Origin of the sequence: Streptomyces sp. NPDC047515 (assembly GCF_040643055.1) — a bacterium.
Taxonomy (GTDB): Bacteria; Actinomycetota; Actinomycetes; order Streptomycetales; family Streptomycetaceae; genus Streptomyces.
In genome coordinates this window covers 1-18,725 of record NZ_JBEYTM010000052.1, presented here as the reverse complement: position 1 = coordinate 18,725, position 18,725 = coordinate 1, and the positions used below count along the sequence as shown (strand labels likewise).

Here is an 18,725-nt window from a genome sequence, read left to right as displayed (position 1 = left end):
GTTGCGGTGCGTGACGGCCTGCGGCGCCTTGGCGCGGCTCGGTGACCCGGCGATCAGCGAGAAGAGCCGTTGGCGTCCGCGGCCGCGACATGGGCCTGTTCCCGGGATGCAGTGCTGAGGTCCGCAAGGAGCCGCAGTGCCGCCGCAGAGGGGGAGTCCGTGTCGGCGGTGAATACTGCCATGCGCTGGCCCGCGTCATGGGACAGCTCCATGAGCTCGTTGTTCAGCGTCATGGAGCCCACCAGCGGGTGGTGGAAGACGCGGGTGGGCGTGATGCACTTGTGGACGGGATGAGCTGCCCACAGCGATGCGAACTCTGCGCTGTTCAGGGTGAGTTCACCGATGAGTTCGGTCAGCTCCGGGTCGTCCGGGTAGCGGGCAGCGGTCATGCGCAGGTCCGCGACCGTGTCGCGGGCCTTGCCCCGCCAGTCGGCGTACAGCTCGCGGGTGTGCGGGTCCAGGAAGACCAGGCGCGCGATGTTGGGTCGCTGCCGGGGCTGCGCGGGCGCTTGATAGGGCAGGTGCCCGGCGAGCAGGGCGTGCGCGGTGTGGTTCCAGGCCATCACGTCGCTGCAGCGGCCGATGATCAGCGCGGGAACGTCTCCGAACGCGTCGATCATCAGCTGGATGTTCGGGCGCCGTTGCTCGGGGCGGGGGCGTCGACGGGCCTTCGGCTTGTGGCGAGCCAGGCTGTGCCTCGTCGAGTTGGAGGACGCGGGCGAGCGAGTCGAGCACGGCGTCGGAGGCGTTGGGACTCTGGCCTTGTTCCAGGCGTGTGTAGTAGCCGGCACTGACGCCCGCGAGGTGCGCCAGTTCCTCGCGGCGCAGGCCGGGTACACGCCGCCGGCCGCCGTAGTCGGGCAGACCGACGTCTTCGGGCTGCAGCCGGGCCCGCCGGGTGCGCAGGAATTCGCCGAGTTCCGATCGCCGCTCCATGACCTCCAGGATGCCGTTTTCTGCCGCGCCCTGCCTGTACCCGTCAGGTGTAGCCACGGCAGGGATACCTCTGGCAGAGGGATGGGTAGCGAGCGCCGCACGGCACAGGCTGAGAGCGCGCCGACGTGATCGGCGCCGCAAATTCTGCGTCTGCCCATCGAATCCATGCGAGAGGCGGCCCATGGCGGCAACCCATACATCACACGTGGACTCTGGAGAGGAGGTGGCGGACAGACTTGGTGCCAAGGGCTGGCTGATCCTGGTCACGCTGTGCGGCGCCACCTTCATGACGGGTCTGGACTTCTCGGTCGTGACCGTGGTCCTGCCGGAGATCGGACGCGACCTGGACTTCGCGAGCACCGGTTCGCTGCAGTGGGTGGCAACGGCCTGCCTGCTTCCGACGGCGAGTCTGCTGCCGCTGTTTAGCCGGGTCTCCGACCTCATCGGCCGCCGCCGGTTATTCACCACAGGTGTTGCTCTGTTCAGCGGGTTCTCTCTGCTCGCGGGTCTGGCGACGGACCCGGCGATGCTGATCGCGGCCCGCGCCGGCCAGGGCACCTCGGCCGCCGTGATCGCGCCGACCGCCATCGCTCTGATGACAACGGCGTTCTCTGAAGGGCCCCAGCGGACGAAGGCCTTCGGCGTCAACGGCGCGGTGCTTTCCCTGGGGTTCGTCCTCGGCACCCTCGGCGGTGGTGTGATCACCAGCGGTCTGAACTGGCGCTGGACCATGCTGATCCTGGTCATCATCGGTGCGCTGGTGCTGCTCGGCGCGACCGTCCTGCTGCCCAGGACAACCGACACGCGCTCGGCGGCCCGGCTCGACATCCCGGGTGCGGTCCTGGCGAGCGTCGGCCTTTTCGCCCTGGTCTACGGGATCTCGACAGGCCCCGAGGCCGGCTGGGCCAGTGCGTACACCTCGGGCTCCCTTTCGCTGGCCGTGGTGGCTCTCGGCGCCTTCCTCCTGGTGGAGTGGCGGGATGTGGCTCCGCTGATCCCGCTGGGTCTGCTGAACAAGCCGACCGTGAAGTGGAGCGGGCTGATCGGGTTCATCACGTTCGGCATGTGCGGTGGTACGACGGTCCTGCTGAGCCTGTACATGCAGGACGTGCTGCGATACTCGGCGCTGGCCACCGGCGCGGGCTTCCTCGCGGAGGGTACCGCCGCGCTCATCGGCGGCATGCTCGCCGCCCGGTTGATCGGCGCGCTCGGCAAGGTGGGCGCCATGGCCACCGGCCTGGCCGTGCAGGGACTCGGCACCGGCGCGATGTTCCTGCTGCCCGAGGACGGCGGTCTGGCGCTCCTCCTGCTGACATCCGGCGCCATGGGCTTCGGGCACGTGCTGACCGTGGTCTCGTTCATCACCACGATGACGTCCGGGCTGCGGGACGACGAACAAGGCGTCGCGGGCGGTCTGTCACAGCTGCCGCAGTTCCTCGGCGCCATCGGGACTGCAGGCCTGGCAGCCATCGTCACCGCACGCACCAACGTGCTCTCGGCGACAACGAGTCCCACGCTCGCCACGCTGGGCGGGCTGCACACGGCGATGCTCACGGCGGGGATTGTCTCCCTCGTCGGCGTCCTCCTCGCCGCGCTGTTCCTCCGCCGTCCGACGGCCGAGACCAGCTGACAGCCGTACGGCCCGCAGGGTTTCGGCGTAGTCGCGTGACGCCGGGTTTGTGCTCATCCGAGGCCGAGGAGTGCGAGGGGGCGACAGGGGTCGCGGGCGTTGTGGCGGAGGCCGGCCGCGATGTTCTTCACTCCGGCTGTCCGGAGGGCTCCGATGGCGAGGTTGCGCCAGGTGGCCATCGCGCGGGGTGCGTTGCCGGTCCGTAGCTGTGAGGCGTCCTCGGCGAAGTTGGTGTCGCGGACGTGGTGCAGGGCCTCGATCGTCCAGTGGTCGCGGACGAGTCGGGCGAGCTGGGCCGGGGTGGCCTGCTCGGCGGTCAGGCTGGTGACCGCGTAGACGGTCGTGATGGTGGTCTTGCCGGTCTTGCGGTCGGTGCGGCGGCGCTTGATCTGGACGGCCTGGCGGGCGCCGGGGAAGAGCAAGTTGTTCACGATGACTACCTTGATCCGGCGGATCTCCGCGCGGCCGTGGCCGACGCCCCGGGTGCGGCCCTGGAACGGGATGTCCTTCCAGAGAAGGGGCTTCAGCTGCTTGCGCAGCTTCTTCTGGTTGCCCTTGGCGATCGCGATGTAATGGGCCCCTCGGCCCAGGAGGTAGGCGGCGTGCTCGCGTTGCGTATGGAGCGCGTCGCTGGTGACCACGGTTGCGGCCAGGTCGGCGACGGTGTCGAGCAGCGGCTGGAAGCGGGTGACCTCACCGGTCTTCTCGGCGACGTCGAGCTGGGCCAGGACCAGCCCGGTGGTGTGCTCCAGAGCGGCGAGCAGGTGAATCTTCCGGCCCTTCGCCTTGGCCGCGCCACGCAGGCTCTTGCCGTCCACGGCCAGGCCGCGGTGCCCGGCGGTCCCGGTCGCCTTCGGTCTGCGGTCCGCGAGCCAACTGCCCACCGCCCGGTCCAGGGCATCACCGTCGATGCGGGCGAGCAGTCGGCGGACCGTCGCCTCCGAGGGCACCAGCCTCCGGGGCAGTACTGGATCGGGGCGCACGCCGAGTCGCTCCAGCACGTGCGGCGGCGCGTCCGCGATCCACTCGCCGACCGCCAGCAGCGAGGTCGCGCCGGTCCGCACCGCGCACGCGGTTAGCGTGAGCACGACGGCCAGGGCATGGCGCACGCCGCGCGGATCGCGCGGATCCGGCACCTGAGCCAGCCGCTGCAGCAGGCCGGGCACCTCCCCGGGCCCGACGTCGGACTGCTCGCGGAGCCGGTCAAGGGCAGGCGGAATCAGGGATGAAGCGTCAGCAGGCACGGTCTTCCAGGCAGGTCACGGGGCGTAGAACACTCCATGATCACGGGAACCTTCCCTGTATCGTCCCCCGGTCACATCAACGCCGCAGCCCCGCCTGCCACCCAGGTCTGCCAGACATGACGGGTGTTCGGCAGGTCAGGGCGGTCAAGGAGCCAGAGCACATACCCGGCATGGCACCGGGCCCACGAACTGTCCGAATCGACTGCACGATCGAGCCTGCCCCGTAGGTCAGCGCTGTCGACAGCCCGGGCAACCCGCACGTACTCGCGATCCTTGCAGCGATACGCCCGGTGGACGACGATCTCGACCAGGTCGGTGAGCTTCGCCTTGATCGCCTCCTCCTGGCGAGCACGGGCCACCTCCCGGATCAGGCTCTCCTTCGTACCCCACGCCTTCGCATGCCGCGTCCACTCCCGCGGGTACCTCGCCTCCCACTCCAGGAAGAGCAACACATAGGGCAGCCCCGGCCACGTCGCCAGATCCCCACCCACAGGACCACCCCACACCCCATCAGGCAGTGAACGCCTCTGGGCTTGCTGATACCTCCGGCGCGCCTGCAGAAAGGCCGGCTCCCGGTACCGCTCGTCCACTCCCAGGGGCCGCGTCAGCCGCCACAACTCGTAACGGCCGCCGCTCAGCACCTCAAGCTGCCACTGCGGCACTTTACGACCTGCGCGGACTCCAGCCATCAACTCCCGCTTCAATTGAAGAGTGCCGCGCCGTAAGCCTCTCAGAGCAGCATCCCGCGGGTTCTGGCACATGCGGGTCCAGGCCCAGTACATGTTCACGCGCTGGTCGCCAGGTCCCTCCCCTGGAGCATTACCGCAACGCGCGGATCTGCCAGCTGCGACAACCTGATGGTGCCCGGTTCTTGTTGGCGGTCTCGGGGTGCTGCCGGGCAAAGCTGGTGAAGGAAGCAGCGCCGGAGCCGGTCCGACAAGTTTGGAGGATGTAGGTGGTCACGAGGCGACATGTCGTGCAGGCAGCGGTCGGCGGAATGTTCGCGCTCCTTCCGGCAGCCACCGCGGCTCCACGCCTCCGCGAGCCCGGCGGCAAGGGCGTTCTGGATCCAGGAAAGGTGAACAAGTACGTCACGCCGCTGGTCGTCCCGCCCGTCATGCCGCAGGCCGGGGGCGGCGTCGCTGATCGCATCGACCACTACGTGATCGGCGTGCGGCAGTTCCAGCAGCAGGTGCTTCCCCCCGGCCTGCCGGCGACGACCGTGTGGGGGTACGGATCGACTCTGCATCCGCGCAGCTTCCACTCCCCCGCGTTCACCGTCGAGGCCCGCGCCGGAACGCCTGTGCGGGTGAGGTGGAAGAACCAGTTGCTTGATCGCAAAGGCCGATACTTGCCGCACCTGTTGCCGGTCGACCTCACACTGCACTGGGCGAACCCTCCAGGCGGAGCGTCGGCCCGGGACTCACGTCCCGGATTCCGCTCGACACCCGGGCCGTACTCGGGCCCGGTGCCGATCGTGACACACCTGCATGGCGGGCTGAACACGGAGGAGAGCGACGGCTACCCCGAAGCCTGGTACCTTCCAGGCGCGGTCGACCTTCCTGCGGGATACGCTGAAGTCGGCTCGTTCTACGAGGAGTTCAAGGGCAAGTTCGAAGACAGGTTCGGCGACGCCTGGGGCCGGGGAGACGCCGTGTTCCAGTACGCCAATGCGGAGAGAGCCTCGACCTTCTGGTTCCACGATCACGCCCTGGGCGTCACGCGGCTGAATGTCTACGCCGGACTGGCAGGGTTCTACCTCCTGCGGGGCGGACCTGCGGACCTTCCCGACGGGGTATTGCCCGGTCCCGCACCCCGGGCCGGTGATCCGCCCGGTCGGAAGTACTACGAGATCCCTCTCGCCATCCAGGACCGCTCGTTCCACGTCGACGGCAGCCTCTTCTACCCGGCCGGACGCGCTGCCTTCGACGGATTCAGGGGCCCCTACATCCCGGGCAGCGACATCCCTCCGATCTGGAACCCCGAGTTCTTCGGCAACATGATGGTGACCAACGGGAGAACCTGGCCGGTCCTTCGAGTCGAACCGCGCCGCTACCGGTTTCGGCTTCTCAACGGATGCAACTCGCGGTACCTGATCCTGAAGATCGTCACCCGCCCACTCGCCCACAGACCCGCGGCCCCCGCCCTCCCCTTCTGGCAGATCGGCAGCGAGGGAGGCTTCCTCCCCAAGCCCGTACGGCGCGACCAGGTGCTCATCGCTCCCGCCGAGCGCGCCGACGTGATCGTCGACTTCGCGTCCCTACCAGTCGGGACCGAGCTTTATCTCATCAACGAGGGCCCCGACAAAGCGTTCCAGGGCGGGAAGGCGGGTACGGACTTCCCCCCGGCGGACCCCGCCACCACCGGGCAGGTCATGAAGCTCACGGTCGGAGCACTCACCACACCAGACACGACCGTGCCACCCTCCCAGCTGTCGCTGCCGTCGTTCGAGCCGTTGGGGAAGGCGAGCCGCATCCGACGGCTTTCCCTCAGCGAGCAGAACTCCGCATCGCTGCCGCACGTCGGCCCCCGGCAAATACTGCTCGGCACCCTGGACCGAAACGGGGCCGCTGTGCCGATGCACTGGGACGACCCCGTCACGGAGAATCCGGCCCTGGGTGCCACCGAGATCTGGGAGATTCACAATCTCACGAAGGATGCCCACCCGATCCATGTCCACGAGGTCCAGTTCCAGGTCCTCGACCGGCAACAGGCCGGCCGCGCCGCCCGGCCCGCAGAGCCGTGGGAGAGCGGGTTCAAGGACACAGCAGTCGCCTACCCGGGTGCCGTGACGAGGCTGAAGGCGACATTCGACCGGGCGGGCCGGTACGTCTGGCACTGCCACATGCTCGAACACGAAGACAACGAAATGATGCGCCCCTACACCGTCGGATGACGGCGGAGGAGGCTCTGCCACTCTCCTGCGCCCGGAGTGCTCCCCTGCAGCGAGATCACCCCGAGCCGGAACCGTGGGCAGGTGGGCTGTCGGGCGCATCCTGCGCATGGCGGTGCCTCGCACCGCGGCAACGCCCCAGCGGATGCCCGGCCGCAGTGTGCGGCGGCGCTGTTCACCGCTGTTCACGCAGCAGCGTGAGGCGGCGTTTGTACTCGTCCTCGTCGATTTCCCCGCGGGCGAACCGTTCTGCGAGCAGGTCTTCGGCTCGTCGGCTTCCCCATGCTGTCTCACCGCTGGGCGGGCCGGGCTGATGACCTCGCCGGGTGTTGGTGAGGTAGTGAGTGAGAGCGACGACCCCGACGATCAGCAGCGACCAGAACACAATCATGATCACGGTCATGAGCAGCCATCCGTTCCAGCCGCCGTAGTACCACATCATGCCAATCACCGTCTTTCGGACGGCCGACCGTCGACAGTTCCAGGGTGGCGCGGCGCCGCGTCGTTGAGAAACGGATACATGGACCCTGCCGGGGGGCTGAACGGCGCGTACGACTCGTATGGGGCCGACGGCTCCGAGGAACGCGCGGTCGGCCCGATGCGTCGACGCGTCGGCCCTGTGCGGTTCCTCGCGTCAATCGTGGGGGACGACCGCGACAGGGCAGCGTGCGTGATGAATGGCGGCCTGGACTACCGGGCCCAGGTGTGGTGCCAGGGCGCGATGGTGTTGTCGTCGGCCGACGACCAGCAGATCGGCACCCTCGGCGGCCCGTACGACAGCCTTGGCGGGGCTTACGAGTGGGGTGCTGTCGGTGACGTCCACCTGCGGGTACCTGTCACGCCAGGGGCGGAGGGTCTGGCTGAGGAGCTTCTGTGCGTCCTGAACGATTTCTTCCGCCACGTCATGGTTCACGCCCCAGGGCACGTATGCGTCCACCGGCAGGCTTCGGCCGTGGACGGCCCGAAGAGGTATGCCTCGCGCGGCAGCGGTCTCGAAGGCGAATTGGAGCAGGTCGTCGCAGGGGCCGTGCAGTTTGAGCGCCACCACCACGCCGCTTGTCGCAGTTCGGGTGGGCTGTGGGCCGTCCTCGCCCGTACTGGCTCGCACCAGGACCACCGGCCGCTCGGCGCGTGCCACGACGGGCATGCTGATGTCGCCGAGGAAGTAGCTCTCGACGGGCACCAGCCCCCGCGAACCGAGCACGATCATCTCGGACTCCGATGCCGCGCGTAGCAGCGCGTGCTCGGCATCGTCGGCGACCAGGCTGCCGACGACGGGGAGGCCCGGGTGGTGTGCCTGGAGCTCTGCCCGAGTGTTGTGCACGATCCGTCTCGCCCAGTAGTTCTGATCCATCTCGGCGGGAATGCGGGTCGGTTCCGGCACCAGCAGAGGCCACGCGTGCAGCAGGCGCAGCGTGAGCTTGCGCCGCTCGGCTTCGTCGGCGGCCCAACGAGCAGCGGCCAGGCTCTCGGGGGACCCGTCAAGGCCGACGGTGACGACTGGCTCCATGACAACTGCCTCCGTCTCGCAAGAAGCCGGAACGACGGTGTCGGCGCCCCGCCTTTCCGCACTGCTGTCGCCCCTGTGCCCCAACCCAGGGCGCGGAGGACGACGGCAGGGGATCGACGGGGTGAGCATCTGCGCAGACGCACCGAACACGGGTTCTCTTCATTCGACAAATACCCCAGATCCTTCCGTGGCGCACACGGAACCCGGCGTGGCGCTCGGGGAGGAACCCGGTCCGCGCGCGGCGGGCAGCAGGTCGCGCGTGCTCCGGCGGTTGCGCATCGACGGGCCCGGCGGGCGGAAGAATCCGCCGCCGAAGCACTCCGGCACGGAGGGCGGACTTCACCGGGCGGGACTGCTCCGGCCTCGCGTCGTGAGGGCGGTGAAGTGATCTCGGAACAGGCGTTCGGCGGGACGGTCGCCAGCCCTGTGGTCAGACAACAGCGGCACGGCGGTCTCACGTGCCGGCGGGTGAACTCCGTACATCGTCGGTCCGGTAATTCAGGTGCTCGGCGACGGATACCACACCGTCGACGCTCCGGCACAACCGTTCGATGATGGGGATCAGGCTCTTGAACTCGACGGATCCGTTGAGGACCACCTCTCCCTGCCGGACCTCGACCGTCACCGCCGAGGGAGCGAGGCCCATCGTCTGCTGCAGCACATCGCGGTTGATTTCCTCACGGATGGCATCGTCGTGGCGCAGGAAGACTCGTAGCAGGTCTCTGCGGCTGACGATGCCCAGCAGCTTGTCCGTCTCGTCCACAACGGGCAGACGTTTCACGTCCTGTACTTCCATGAGGCGGGCTGCCTCCACCACGGTCCACTCCGGACGCGCACACACCGCGGGAGCCGACATCAGCTCCTCCGCTCTGGCCCCCTCGGCCTTGGCCCGCTCCCACGCCTCGATATGCGGGATCGGCGTCAGCCCGGATGGATCGGCCTGGTCGGAGGACTTGCGCAGCAGGTCGGCCTCGGACACCACGCCCATGGGCCGGTTCAGTTCGTCCACCACGGGCACGGCGGTGACATCGTTCTCCGCCAATAGTTTGACGATCTCCTTGAATGGCAGGTCACGCCGCGCCCGGACGACGCCTCGGGTCATGAGCTCTGCAACGGTTCGGTGATGCATGTGGCTCCTCCTTCGGGGTGTGGCGGTCAGAAGTGGTCATGTGTCGAGCGGATCAGGAACCGGACGCCCACGGTTGAGCCGACCAGGCCCGTTTTGGGGGTCCAGTGGGTCCAAAACGGGCCCACTGGACCCCACGGCAGCGGCACGCCGTACGTGGCAGTTTGAGTACAGCAACATAGTGAGGAATCGGTGACGATCATGCGAGCTCACCTCGGCGATCATCTTGTTGTCGAAAGTCCGGCCACCGGCGCCAGCAGGCGCGACGGCGAGATCGTCGGACTCCGCCATGCGGATGGGACCCCTCCCTACGACGTGCACTGGTCGGACACCGACCATGTGTCGCTCGTGTTCCCAGGACCCGACGCCCATGTCCGTCACCTTGAGCACGGGGCTGGGAGAACCCACGAGTCATCCCAGCCGGGCGCGAACGATCCTGGTGCCCGGTCCACCAGGATCGGGTCCGAGGGGACACGCAGCCCCCGGCGACGTCGGCCGACGCATCGCCATTGAACGTAGGCAACAAGGCTCACCGAGCAGACACAGCCCGCCGCGGCAGAAAGGCGCCGGGATACCTGGCATGCCTCGACCAGCGGGGATCCGGTACCCGTGGTCGTTCGATCCGGGCGGTCGCCGTCACGGCGCAGCCACGCGTACCGCCGTTCCGGATCCGCGCAACGAAGCCCGTTCGGCGTTGACGCTTGACCTCGAGCATGGTCTTCTCCGTAACGTCATCCCATGTCGGATGAGAAAGGTTCGGGCGGGCCCGGAAGACTGCCGCGCTCGCTGTACGAGCGCGAGCTGTACCGGCTCCAGACCGAGCTCGTGAAGCTCCAGGAGTGGGTGCGCGCCGAGAGCGCACGGCTCGTCGTGGTGTTCGAGGGGCGTGACGCGGCGGGCAAGGGCAGCACGATCAAGCGCGTCACCGAGTTCCTCAATCCCCGGGTAGCACGTATCGTCGCGCTGCCGCGGCCCACCGAGCGCGAGCGCGGCCAGTGGTATTTCCAGCGCTACGTCGGGCATCTGCCGGCCGCGGGTGAAGTGGTCCTGCTCGACCGGAGCTGGTACAACCGCGCGGGCGTCGAGCGCGTCATGGGTTTTTGCACCATGGAGGAGCACCAGCGGTTTCTTCGCCAGTGCCCGATCTTCGAGCGGATGCTGGTGGAGGACGGCATCCTGTTGCGCAAGTACTGGTTCTCGGTGAGTGACGCGGTGCAGGAGCAGCGGTTCCGGCGTCGGCTGCAGGATCCCACCCGCCGGTGGAAGCTCTCTCCGCTGGACCTGGAATCGATCAGCCGTTGGGAGGCCTATTCGCGGGCGAAGGACGAGATGTTCGTCCATACGGACATCTCGGAAGCTCCCTGGTACGTGGTCGAGAGCGACGACAAGCGCCGGGCACGGCTGAACATGATCGCCCATCTGCTGTCGACCGTGCCGTACGAGGAGGTCGCTCCGCCGGCGATCGAACTGCCTCCACGCCCGCCGGCCACCGGATACCAACGTCCGCCGAGGGACCTTCAGACGTACGTCCCCGACCATGCGTCAGCACTGAGCGGGTGAGGTAGGCGCGTCTCGTACATTCAAGTCGCCGGAGGTATGACAGCCACCGGACAGTCGGCGTGGTGAAGCAGGGTGCGAGCGACCCGGCCGAGGTGGGGGCCTGGATGACTGCGGCGACGATGCGCTCCGACGATGATCAGATCCGCGGCAGCCGATCGCTGGGCCAGCACCTTTGCGGCCGTTCCCTCGACTGCCGCCGAGTGCAGTCGGACCGTCGGGTGATCGCGTACGGAGTCGGCCACCGCGTGGTCGATCAGAGTGGCCGCGCGTTCCTTGCAGTAGAGGTGCGGCTCACCGGCAGTACGGGGGTGATCGGCGTGATTGCGCGGCGGGCAGCGCCAGGCATGTACGGCGTCCAGGACACAGTCCCTTGCTTCAGCCTCACGGAAGGCCAACCGGATCGCCGCTGATCCTCCCTCCGGTTCCTTGACCCCGACGAGGATCCGCCCGTGCGTGCCATCGATACCGGCCTTGTCGCCGCGCACGACGATGACGGGGCAAGGGTGCGACGCGGCCACGGCGAGGCTGACGGAGCCGAGCAGAAGTCCGGTGACCCCTCCGCGGCCTCGTTCCCCGGTGATCAGCGCCCCTGCGTTGTGCCCCTCGCGCAGGAGGCCGGTCACCACGTCCCCGGGCAGTACTTCGGCCGTGACGTCGACGTCCGGATGGCGGCGGCGGACGCGCTCAGCGGCAGTTTCGACGATGCTTTCGGCGAGCGCCCGCTCCGAAGGACGACCGAGGCTGAGCACCGGTGCGGCGTCCCCGCGGTACTCCCCCTCCAACACGTACACCACCCGCAGCGGCAGCCCATGAAGGGCCGCCTCGTCGACGGCCCAGTCGACCGCCCGCAGGCTGGTCTCCGATCCGTCCACACCCGAGACCAGGGGCAGCCTCATCGTCCCCACCGCCTTCCACTCGACCGGGTAAGAGGCACCTCTCCTCACAGTTGCACCGGAGCAGGCCATTCGTCAGGACCAGTTCGGTCCCGATGCGGAACGTTCGGCCCCCTCCGTGGTCCGGCCGGTCCGCACGCACAACGTGCACTTCGGCCGCGACAGGAAGCGCCCCGGCGTCTGGCTGGCCCACGATGCGAGGAAGGCCGATAGTGGAGGAGCAGCGTGGTGCGGCGTGAGCGCGCGGGGCCGGGAGGCAATACAGGCATACCGGCAGGGGTGACGCGGCGGGGAGGAAGGTGCCGTCGATGTCCGATGCCACGAGTACCGACCTCTACGAGGTCACGATGGCTCAGTCGTATCTGCGCGAGGGCATGACCGGTTCGGCAACGTTCAGTCTGTTCGTACGCGATCTGCCGCCGGACCGGGGCTTTCTTGTCTGTGCCGGGCTGGAGCCAGTCCTCGACTACCTCTCCGCCTACCGTGTGGACGCAGATGACGTGGACGTCTTCGCCACCGTCATGGGACGACGGCCCGAGGATCTGGCCCCGCTGCTCGGCCTGGAATTCAGCGGCGAGGTACGGGCAATGCCCGAAGGACGCATCGTGCTCGCCGGAGAGCCCCTGCTGGAAATCACCGCGCCTCTCCCGCAGGCCCAGCTCGTCGAAACCTACGTACTCAACCAGCTCAGCCACCAGACCGCCGTCGCCTCCAAATGCGCCCGGTGTGTCCTGGCCGCCGACAGACACCCCGTCGTGGACTTCTCCCTGCGCCGCACCCATGGCATCGAAGCCGGACACCAGGCCGCCCGGCTGGGGGCCATGGTCGGCTTCGCCGGAACCAGCAATGTGGCGGCCGCTTACTCCGAGGGCCTGACCGCAGTAGGCACGATGGCCCATTCGTACATCGAGGCGTTCGGTGCCGAGGAGAACGCGTTCCGGGCCTTCGCCCGGTCCCATCCGGGCCCGGTGACGCTCCTCGTGGACACCTACGACACCGAGACAGGCGTGGCTACGGCAGCGCGCGTACTGCGCGATCTGGGGCTCGACCTGGGGTGCTCCATCCGGCTGGACAGCGGTGACCTCGGGGCCCTGGCCGTGCGGGCACGGACCATCCTCGATGCCGCCGGCCTCCGAGAGACACGGATTGTGGCGAGCGGTGGTCTCGACGAGTTCGCAGTGGACGGTCTGGTCCGCTCCAAAGCGCCCATCGACACGTACGCGGTCGGCACCAGAATCGGCGTCTGTGCGGATGCCCCCTACCTGGATTCCGCGTACAAACTGGTCGAGTACGACGGTCGGCCAGTGATGAAACTGTCCTCGGCCAAGGTGACAGCGCCGGGACGCAAACAGGTGTTCCGAAGGCCGGAACATGCAGATCTCATCACTCTCATCGACGAGCCCCCGCCCCCGGACGGCACCCCGCTGCTGGAGTCGGTCATGCGGGAAGGGCACCGTGTTTCGGAACGCACGAAGCTGGACACGGCCCGGCAGCGGTTCGTCACCGACCTCGCGGCGCTGCCGGCCGGGGCCCGCACCATACGGGCGCCCACCGCGCCAAGGGCGGAACCCTCAGAATGCCTCAGCTCACTCGCCGCAGATGTCCGCCGACACATCGAGCAGAATCTGCTGGGGCACACGCACGGAGCTCTCTGATCCGATCTCGCAATCGGGCGCAGGAATGACCTCGGCCGACGGAACCGGCAAGTTTCTCAGAGCTCTCCGGCCCAGGGCCGGGCGGGACCGCGGCAGGGGCCGGTCGACCCATGTCTGTGAGGCGGCTGTCCGGCGATGCTGAAATCGGAGGCTACAGAGGAGGTCCACCGATGAGCGCTTCTCCCACTCGCATCACTACAGCTCTGCCTGCCGTGTACCGTGCCCGCCTGATGCAGATCGGGCAGGAGGTCAATTTCGAGGAGGGAACCCGTCTCTTCCACGAAGGCGACCGCGCGGACCGCTTCTGGATCCTGCGCTCGGGCACCGTCACGCTGGACTTCCGCGTACCGGGAAGCTCACCGGCCGCGATCGAGAACCTCGGGCCCGGCGAGCTGGTGGGCTGGTCCTGGCTGTTCGAGCCCTACATCTGGCACCTCGGAGCCGAGGCGATGACGCATGTCCGTACCCATGAGTTCGACGCAGCGAGGGTACGGATGATGATGGACGCGGATCCCGCCTTCGGCTCGGCCATCGGCCATTGGGTCGGGCAGGTTCTCGCCCACCGGTTGCAGGCCGCCCGGATCCGTCTGCTCGATCTCTACGCCCCTCACGGCAGCGGCGGCTTTGTGTGATGCACGCCGCCGTGCCGCCATCCGAGAGCTACGCCCGAGGAGCACGCCATGGCTGCATCCCGGTACACCGTCAGCGATGTCATGACCCACACGGCCGTGGCCATCGGCCGCGAGGCTTCGTACAAGGAGATCGTCGAGCTGATGCACCAGTGGAAGGTCAGCGCGGTACCGGTACTCGAAGGCGAGGGCCGTGTCGTCGGGGTGGTCTCCGAGGCGGACCTGCTGCCGAAGGAGGAATTCCGGCAGGGCGCCCCGACACTGCCCGGCCAGCTCGAGGAGGCGTCCAAAGCCGACGCGGTGCTGGCCGAGGAGCTGATGTCGAGCCCGGCCGTCACCGTCCATCCCGATGCCACACTCGCCGAGGCCGCCCGCATCATGGCACGCAAGCGAGTGAAGCGTCTGCCCGTCGTGAACGGCATCGGCATGCTGGAGGGCGTCGTGAGCCGCAGCGACCTGCTGAAAGTCTTCCTGCGCCCGGATGAGGAGATCGACGAGGAGATCCGATCCGCTGTTGTCGCCGAACTCTCTCCTCCGGACCGCGTGGAATTCTCCGTGATGGACGGTGTCGTCACCCTGCGGGGACCTCTCCAGAACCGTTCCCTGGTGCCACTACTGGCTCGGGCCATTCGCGCGGTCGAAGGCGTCGTGGACGTACGCATGGAGCTTGACTGAAACGCCCTCCAGGCACAGCGAACCGCAGCAGTCGGCCCGGCTTCGCCATGCGGCCCGTGGAGACAGTGCGGTCGATGGGGGGATCAGGGCGCCGCCAAGGTCTGTGCCCGCTTGACTCTCACTTCACGTTCACGGCCTTCGCTTCTCGAAATGCGCTTCGTGTGAGCCGAGCGGCCAGGTAGCCGCTCATGAGGGCGGCCGTCGCAAGGGCGGCCCCGGACCAACCGAGCGGCTCGGTCTCCAGGATCGACTGCAGCGGCGGAACATACAGCGCCGCCACAGCCAGCAGGGCCGACGCCAGCAGTGAGCGGGCGTCCTTGTCCACGGGAACGGACTCCCCGGTGAGCATGGACTCGTCGATGAGCAGGGAGGATGCCTCAAGGACCTCGGCGGCGGCAGCGACGATGTCGCCCTCGCCGAGCAGCAGCAGCAGCAGCAGCACGTCGTCTGGCACCACAACGGCTGCGGCGGCCTCCCATGCGGCGCCGTCCCGCAGGACACGAGCACTCGGTGCCGACATCACCGACAGGGCCTCCACGGCGTGGTCGGCGCGGATCTCCTGCGCGACCCCCACCGCTGTGTTGAAGACGATCACCAGACCGATGACCACCGCATCCGAGTGGTCACCGATCACAACGGTCAGCAGTGCGGCCCCCAGCAACACCATGATCAGAGGATCACGAAGCTGAGCAAGAACGCGGGCGTACAAAGACGCGCTGTGCGCCTCCGCCACCTCGTTGCGGCCCTGCTCGGCCAGACGGCGCTCGGCCTCCGGCCCGGCCAGCCCGCAGGACTCCTGTCCGGGCTCCTCCTCCACGGCCGGGCTGGTCATCACGGCGGGAATTCACACAAGGGGAACGGTGATCACCGGGCAGTGCGCCCGGTGCAGCAGTCCGTGGACGACGGAACCGAGCCGCATGCCCGTGTAGCCACCCCGGCCGCGGCGCCCCACGACGACGGCCAAGGCATGCTCGGCCGCACTGGCCAGCTCCTCCACCGGGTGTCCGGTCGGCACCTCATGGGTCAGATGCACGTCCGGGTACTTGATCGACCAGCCCGCCGTAACCTCGGAGAGCATGCGTCGCTGCGCCTGTACAGCGTCCCTTTCGTCCTGGAGCGTGAAAAGGGGCGGCTGCCACACCGAGACGGCGCGGAGCGCGGCACCGCGGAGGTCGGCCTCCTCGAACGCCAGCCCCAGCGCCGCCTTCGAGGACTCGCCGCCGTCGATTCCCACGACCAGGTAGGTCGGCTGCTGAGTGACATGCTCCGCATCACCCACGACCACCACGGGACAGCGTGCCTGGGCCGTGACGGGGACGACGAGGGAGTCGGCACTGAGGTATTCGGCCGTACGGCTCAGGTGTCGGGACCCGAGGACGACCATCCGGGCCCGCCCGGACAGCCCGCCGATCACGGCAGCCGGGTATCCGTCGAGCAGATCGGTGGCCGGCCGCAGCCGCGGATGGCGCGCCCGGACCCAGGCGGCCCCCTCCTGAAGAGCGTTCGCCCCGGCTTGAAGCAGGGACGTTCTGCGCGGGCTGTCATCGCGGGGATGCGCGTCGTGCAGTGGAGGTACGGCCACCACGAGCCGGAGTTCCAGCCCGCGTCGCTGTGCTTCGTCCGCCGCCCAGGCCAACGACAGGTGCCAGTTCCTCGACGGGTCGATACCGACGACGAGTTCACGGTGTTCGGCGGCGCCCATCACGACTCACTCCCGTGTCCGGAACCCCGCTGCGGAATGAGTTGCACGGGACAGTGCGCGTGGTGCAGAAGGCTGTGCGTCGCCCGCCCGAGAGTGGGGCCGATGTAACCGGGCGACCGCCGCCCGCCCATCACCAGCAGATGCGCATGCCGCGATGCCTCCACCAGTACTCCTGTCACGGTCAGGCTCTTCTCGGCATCCGCCTGCACGGTCAGGCCCGGGAATTCGTCACGGATCCGGTTCGCCACGGCAGTCAGATGGTGGACCTGTTGGCCGACGATCGTCTCGGCCCCGTCGTCCATGCCCCTGACCACGATGACGGGCGTCGTGGCACTTGCGGCGACCTTCAGGCCGACGGATCCGAGCATGAGGTATTCGAACCCGCCGAGACCACGGTTGCCCACCACGACAGTGCCGCGGAGGCTGGCGGTCCGATGCAGGCTGGGGACGGGTGCGCCGCAGCTGAGCTCCGTGGTGATGTGCAGGCCGGAGTACCGTTCCCCGATGGCAGCGGCGGTGTCCCGCAGCAGTTCGCGGCCCGCGTCGCGAACCCGCTCGACGCTCTCCGCCGAAAGGTAGAGAGTCCGACCATCCGTGTCCACTGCGTGAACGATGTGCAGCGGGCTGTCACGGCGCGCGGCCTCGGCCGCTGCCCACAGCGCTGCCCGGTGGGCCGGCTCTGAGCCGTCGACGCCGACGATGACGGAGCCCAGTTCCGGGCTGCCTGTGGTGCCTTTCATGGTTCCTCCTCACCGATTGCCACGGGCAGGGGCAGCTCTCACGCTGGCACCGCGAGCCCCGCAGAGAGAGGGGCCGTCAGGGCCGCCCGGGGCCCAATGGTCCCTGTCGAGAGAATCGTGCCGTGTCTGAGCACCCGATCCGGGTCCGACTGGTCCCGGCACAGACCCATTCGGCCCTCTTCATCCCGGTGCAGCCCGGTGAATCGTGGTTTCTGAACGAGTCGCCCGCATTACGTCCATGCGGGTCTCCGTGAGAGAGCAGGAGGTGCCTCCATGAGGCACATCAGAGTGGGAGACCTGATGACCGACGAGGTCGTCTCGGTCGTCTCGGTCACCTCTTTCAAGGAGGTCGCGAAGCTGCTCGCGCAGCACGACATCAGCGGACTTCCCGTGCTCGACGACGAGGACCGTGTTGTCGGCGTCGTCTCCGAGAGCGACCTGCTGAGCCGACAGGCGACGGGACATCCGGTGACGGGCGACGCTCCCGACGCCGCCACCAGGACCTCGTCCGGAGCCGAATTCACCGCTGCCGAGGTCATGTCGACGCCGGCCGTGACCGTCCACGCGCAGGAGACCGCACCGGAAGCCGCCCGGCTGATGACCCGCAGTGGCGTGGAGAGGCTCCCGGTCGTGGACGACGAGGACCGGCTCGTCGGCATCGTCACACGCCGGGATCTGCTGCGCCTCTTCCTGCGCTCCGACGCGGAGATACGACGACGCCTCGTCGAGGACGTACTCGAAGACACCATGGGACTCGGACCCAGCGCGGTCACCACCCATGTGGTGGACGGCGTCGTCACCCTGGAAGGCCGACTGGAGAACCGGAGCCAGATCTCGGTCCTGACACGCCTTGCCGAACAAATCGACGGGGTGGTCGCGGTGGTGAGCCATGTGACCGCACACACGGATGGCCCCGTACCCGATTCCCCGCCATGTGCCGCCCACGGACCGTCCGCAGAGCCGTGAGGCCGCACCGCCAGCATCACCGCCACCACGAACGCCGGAGCGTCTCCTTGAGGATTCCGGAGCGAGGACAAGGACTCGGCCATGGACCACCGCGTCATCCATAAACAGCCCAGGCCCGGCGCCGACTTCATGCTCCAGGACTATGACCGCGTCCGCGCCGAATTCACCTGGGACGAGGCCCGGTCGCAGCTGGCCGGGCTGCCCGGTGGCGGGCTGAACATGGGATACGAAGCCGTGGACCGTCAGGTGGCCGCAGGCCTTGGCGGGCGGGAGGCGTTGCGCTGCATCGCAGCAAACGACACGGTCACCCGTATCAGTTATGGCGAGCTCGCCGGCCTCACAGGGCGCTTCGCCAACGCACTCACGTCCCTGGGGGTGGCCCGGCAGGAAATGGTGTTTACTCTCCTGGGCCGTTGCCCCGAGCTCTACGCGACGGTGCTGCGGAACCTGTCAACGTGATCAAGGCAGGTAGGTCGTTCTATTGCTGTGCCGGGATCGTTTGATCTTGAGAGGGTCTGTTGATCCAGGCAGCCTCGGGGAGCTTCGGCGGCTCGGGGGGCTTGCGG

19 protein-coding genes and 1 pseudogene are annotated in these 18,725 nt (G+C 68.2%); 9 read left to right on the top strand and 11 right to left on the bottom strand.

Going from position 1 to position 18,725, the window contains the following annotated elements; translation table 11 throughout:
• Positions 1-53: 53 nt before the first annotated feature.
• Both ABZ826_RS30960 and ABZ826_RS30955 read right to left on the bottom strand, forming a co-directional pair.
• Entirely contained in the window at positions 54-620 is a 567-nt protein-coding gene (locus ABZ826_RS30960) for a hypothetical protein (RefSeq protein WP_361455581.1), read from the bottom strand.
• 133 nt (positions 621-753) lie between these two features.
• Positions 754-936 (bottom strand): annotated as a pseudogene (locus tag ABZ826_RS30955) (helix-turn-helix domain-containing protein); the annotation flags it as partial.
• Between the two features lie 223 nt (positions 937-1,159).
• Between ABZ826_RS30955 and ABZ826_RS30950 the strand changes: the two are divergent.
• Positions 1,160-2,566, top strand: coding sequence for an MFS transporter (locus ABZ826_RS30950; RefSeq protein ID WP_361455578.1), 1,407 nt, complete (start codon positions 1,160-1,162; stop codon positions 2,564-2,566).
• Positions 2,567-2,619: 53 nt separating this feature from the next.
• Here the strand turns inward: ABZ826_RS30950 and ABZ826_RS30945 are convergent, their stop codons facing one another.
• Positions 2,620-3,732 (bottom strand): ISAs1 family transposase, encoded by a 1,113-nt coding sequence (locus ABZ826_RS30945; RefSeq protein ID WP_361455575.1) that lies wholly within the window; start codon positions 3,730-3,732, stop codon positions 2,620-2,622.
• Positions 3,733-3,881: 149 nt separating this feature from the next.
• Positions 3,882-4,514 (bottom strand): hypothetical protein, encoded by a 633-nt coding sequence (locus ABZ826_RS30940; RefSeq protein ID WP_361455572.1) that lies wholly within the window; start codon positions 4,512-4,514, stop codon positions 3,882-3,884.
• A 251-nt stretch (positions 4,515-4,765) separates the two neighbouring features.
• Here ABZ826_RS30940 and ABZ826_RS30935 point away from each other — a divergent pair, with 251 nt between their 5' ends.
• Positions 4,766-6,706, top strand: coding sequence for a multicopper oxidase (locus tag ABZ826_RS30935; protein ID WP_361455569.1), 1,941 nt, complete (start codon positions 4,766-4,768; stop codon positions 6,704-6,706).
• Positions 6,707-6,878: 172 nt separating this feature from the next.
• On the opposite strand, the gene ABZ826_RS30930 is transcribed toward ABZ826_RS30935, so the two are convergent.
• The 3 genes from ABZ826_RS30930 to ABZ826_RS30920 all read right to left on the bottom strand — a co-directional run bounded on the left by ABZ826_RS30930 (position 6,879) and on the right by ABZ826_RS30920 (position 9,342).
• Positions 6,879-7,145 carry a hypothetical protein gene (locus ABZ826_RS30930; protein ID WP_361455566.1) on the bottom strand — a complete coding sequence of 89 codons (267 nt, stop codon included), beginning with the start codon at positions 7,143-7,145 and terminating at the stop codon, positions 6,879-6,881.
• Between the two features lie 192 nt (positions 7,146-7,337).
• Positions 7,338-8,213 carry a universal stress protein gene (locus ABZ826_RS30925; RefSeq protein WP_361455564.1) on the bottom strand — a complete coding sequence of 292 codons (876 nt, stop codon included), beginning with the start codon at positions 8,211-8,213 and terminating at the stop codon, positions 7,338-7,340.
• Positions 8,214-8,667: 454 nt separating this feature from the next.
• On the bottom strand, positions 8,668-9,342 hold the full coding sequence (locus tag ABZ826_RS30920; protein ID WP_361455561.1) for a CBS domain-containing protein: 675 nt from the start codon (positions 9,340-9,342) through the stop codon (positions 8,668-8,670).
• 198 nt (positions 9,343-9,540) lie between these two features.
• Here ABZ826_RS30920 and ABZ826_RS30915 point away from each other — a divergent pair, with 198 nt between their 5' ends.
• Positions 9,541-9,852: a DUF1918 domain-containing protein gene (locus ABZ826_RS30915; RefSeq protein ID WP_361455559.1), complete on the top strand. Its 312-nt coding sequence runs from the start codon at positions 9,541-9,543 to the stop codon at positions 9,850-9,852.
• 225 nt (positions 9,853-10,077) lie between these two features.
• Positions 10,078-10,899 carry a polyphosphate kinase 2 gene (gene ppk2 / locus ABZ826_RS30910; protein ID WP_361455556.1) on the top strand — a complete coding sequence of 274 codons (822 nt, stop codon included), beginning with the start codon at positions 10,078-10,080 and terminating at the stop codon, positions 10,897-10,899.
• A gap of 20 nt (positions 10,900-10,919) precedes the next feature.
• On the opposite strand, the gene ABZ826_RS30905 is transcribed toward ppk2, so the two are convergent.
• The gene (locus ABZ826_RS30905; protein WP_361455553.1) at positions 10,920-11,795 is read right to left on the bottom strand and encodes a universal stress protein; all 876 of its coding nucleotides are present in this window, start codon (positions 11,793-11,795) and stop codon (positions 10,920-10,922) included.
• A 305-nt stretch (positions 11,796-12,100) separates the two neighbouring features.
• Between ABZ826_RS30905 and ABZ826_RS30900 the strand changes: the two genes are divergently transcribed.
• The 3 genes from ABZ826_RS30900 to ABZ826_RS30890 all read left to right on the top strand — a co-directional run bounded on the left by ABZ826_RS30900 (position 12,101) and on the right by ABZ826_RS30890 (position 14,751).
• A complete protein-coding gene (locus tag ABZ826_RS30900; RefSeq protein WP_361455550.1) occupies positions 12,101-13,447 on the top strand; it encodes a nicotinate phosphoribosyltransferase in 1,347 nt (448 codons plus the stop codon).
• Positions 13,448-13,617: 170 nt separating this feature from the next.
• A complete protein-coding gene (locus ABZ826_RS30895) occupies positions 13,618-14,079 on the top strand; it encodes a cyclic nucleotide-binding domain-containing protein (RefSeq protein ID WP_361455547.1) in 462 nt (153 codons plus the stop codon).
• Positions 14,080-14,127: 48 nt separating this feature from the next.
• Complete coding sequence (locus ABZ826_RS30890) at positions 14,128-14,751, top strand: CBS domain-containing protein (protein WP_361455545.1); 624 nt, start codon at positions 14,128-14,130, stop codon at positions 14,749-14,751.
• 118 nt (positions 14,752-14,869) lie between these two features.
• On the opposite strand, the gene ABZ826_RS30885 is transcribed toward ABZ826_RS30890, so the two are convergent.
• The 3 genes from ABZ826_RS30885 to ABZ826_RS30875 are packed head-to-tail and all read right to left on the bottom strand — an operon-like array spanning position 14,870 to position 17,193.
• Entirely contained in the window at positions 14,870-15,583 is a 714-nt protein-coding gene (locus tag ABZ826_RS30885; RefSeq protein WP_361455542.1) for a cation-transporting P-type ATPase, read from the bottom strand.
• 12 nt (positions 15,584-15,595) lie between these two features.
• The gene (locus tag ABZ826_RS30880; RefSeq protein ID WP_361455539.1) at positions 15,596-16,453 is read right to left on the bottom strand and encodes a universal stress protein; all 858 of its coding nucleotides are present in this window, start codon (positions 16,451-16,453) and stop codon (positions 15,596-15,598) included.
• Positions 16,453-17,193, bottom strand: a complete 741-nt coding sequence (locus tag ABZ826_RS30875) for a universal stress protein (protein WP_361455536.1) — start codon at positions 17,191-17,193, stop codon at positions 16,453-16,455. Before ABZ826_RS30875 ends, ABZ826_RS30880 begins: the two co-directional genes overlap by 1 nt.
• 273 nt (positions 17,194-17,466) lie before the next feature.
• Here ABZ826_RS30875 and ABZ826_RS30870 point away from each other — a divergent pair, with 273 nt between their 5' ends.
• A complete protein-coding gene (locus tag ABZ826_RS30870; RefSeq protein ID WP_361455533.1) occupies positions 17,467-18,159 on the top strand; it encodes a CBS domain-containing protein in 693 nt (230 codons plus the stop codon).
• Between the two features lie 81 nt (positions 18,160-18,240).
• Positions 18,241-18,618: an AMP-binding protein gene (locus tag ABZ826_RS30865; protein ID WP_361455530.1), complete on the top strand. Its 378-nt coding sequence runs from the start codon at positions 18,241-18,243 to the stop codon at positions 18,616-18,618.
• Positions 18,619-18,725: the final 107 nt, after the last annotated feature.

Excerpts from the sequence above, each read along its gene's own strand:
- ABZ826_RS30960 (WP_361455581.1), bottom strand. The coding sequence starts at position 620 with ATGATCGACGCGTTCGGAGACGTTCCCGCGCTGATCATCGGCCGCTGC.
- ABZ826_RS30930 (WP_361455566.1), bottom strand. The coding sequence starts at position 7,145 with ATGATGTGGTACTACGGCGGCTGGAACGGATGGCTGCTCATGACCGTG.
- ABZ826_RS30925 (WP_361455564.1), bottom strand. The coding sequence starts at position 8,213 with ATGGAGCCAGTCGTCACCGTCGGCCTTGACGGGTCCCCCGAGAGCCTG.
- ABZ826_RS30920 (WP_361455561.1), bottom strand. The coding sequence starts at position 9,342 with ATGCATCACCGAACCGTTGCAGAGCTCATGACCCGAGGCGTCGTCCGG.
- ABZ826_RS30915 (WP_361455559.1), top strand. The coding sequence starts at position 9,541 with ATGCGAGCTCACCTCGGCGATCATCTTGTTGTCGAAAGTCCGGCCACC.
- ppk2 (WP_361455556.1), top strand. The coding sequence starts at position 10,078 with ATGTCGGATGAGAAAGGTTCGGGCGGGCCCGGAAGACTGCCGCGCTCG.
- ABZ826_RS30905 (WP_361455553.1), bottom strand. The coding sequence starts at position 11,795 with ATGAGGCTGCCCCTGGTCTCGGGTGTGGACGGATCGGAGACCAGCCTG.
- ABZ826_RS30900 (WP_361455550.1), top strand. The coding sequence starts at position 12,101 with ATGTCCGATGCCACGAGTACCGACCTCTACGAGGTCACGATGGCTCAG.
- ABZ826_RS30895 (WP_361455547.1), top strand. The coding sequence starts at position 13,618 with ATGAGCGCTTCTCCCACTCGCATCACTACAGCTCTGCCTGCCGTGTAC.
- ABZ826_RS30890 (WP_361455545.1), top strand. The coding sequence starts at position 14,128 with ATGGCTGCATCCCGGTACACCGTCAGCGATGTCATGACCCACACGGCC.
- ABZ826_RS30885 (WP_361455542.1), bottom strand. The coding sequence starts at position 15,583 with ATGACCAGCCCGGCCGTGGAGGAGGAGCCCGGACAGGAGTCCTGCGGG.
- ABZ826_RS30880 (WP_361455539.1), bottom strand. The coding sequence starts at position 16,453 with ATGGGCGCCGCCGAACACCGTGAACTCGTCGTCGGTATCGACCCGTCG.
- ABZ826_RS30875 (WP_361455536.1), bottom strand. The coding sequence starts at position 17,193 with ATGAAAGGCACCACAGGCAGCCCGGAACTGGGCTCCGTCATCGTCGGC.
- ABZ826_RS30870 (WP_361455533.1), top strand. The coding sequence starts at position 17,467 with ATGAGGCACATCAGAGTGGGAGACCTGATGACCGACGAGGTCGTCTCG.
- ABZ826_RS30865 (WP_361455530.1), top strand. The coding sequence starts at position 18,241 with ATGGACCACCGCGTCATCCATAAACAGCCCAGGCCCGGCGCCGACTTC.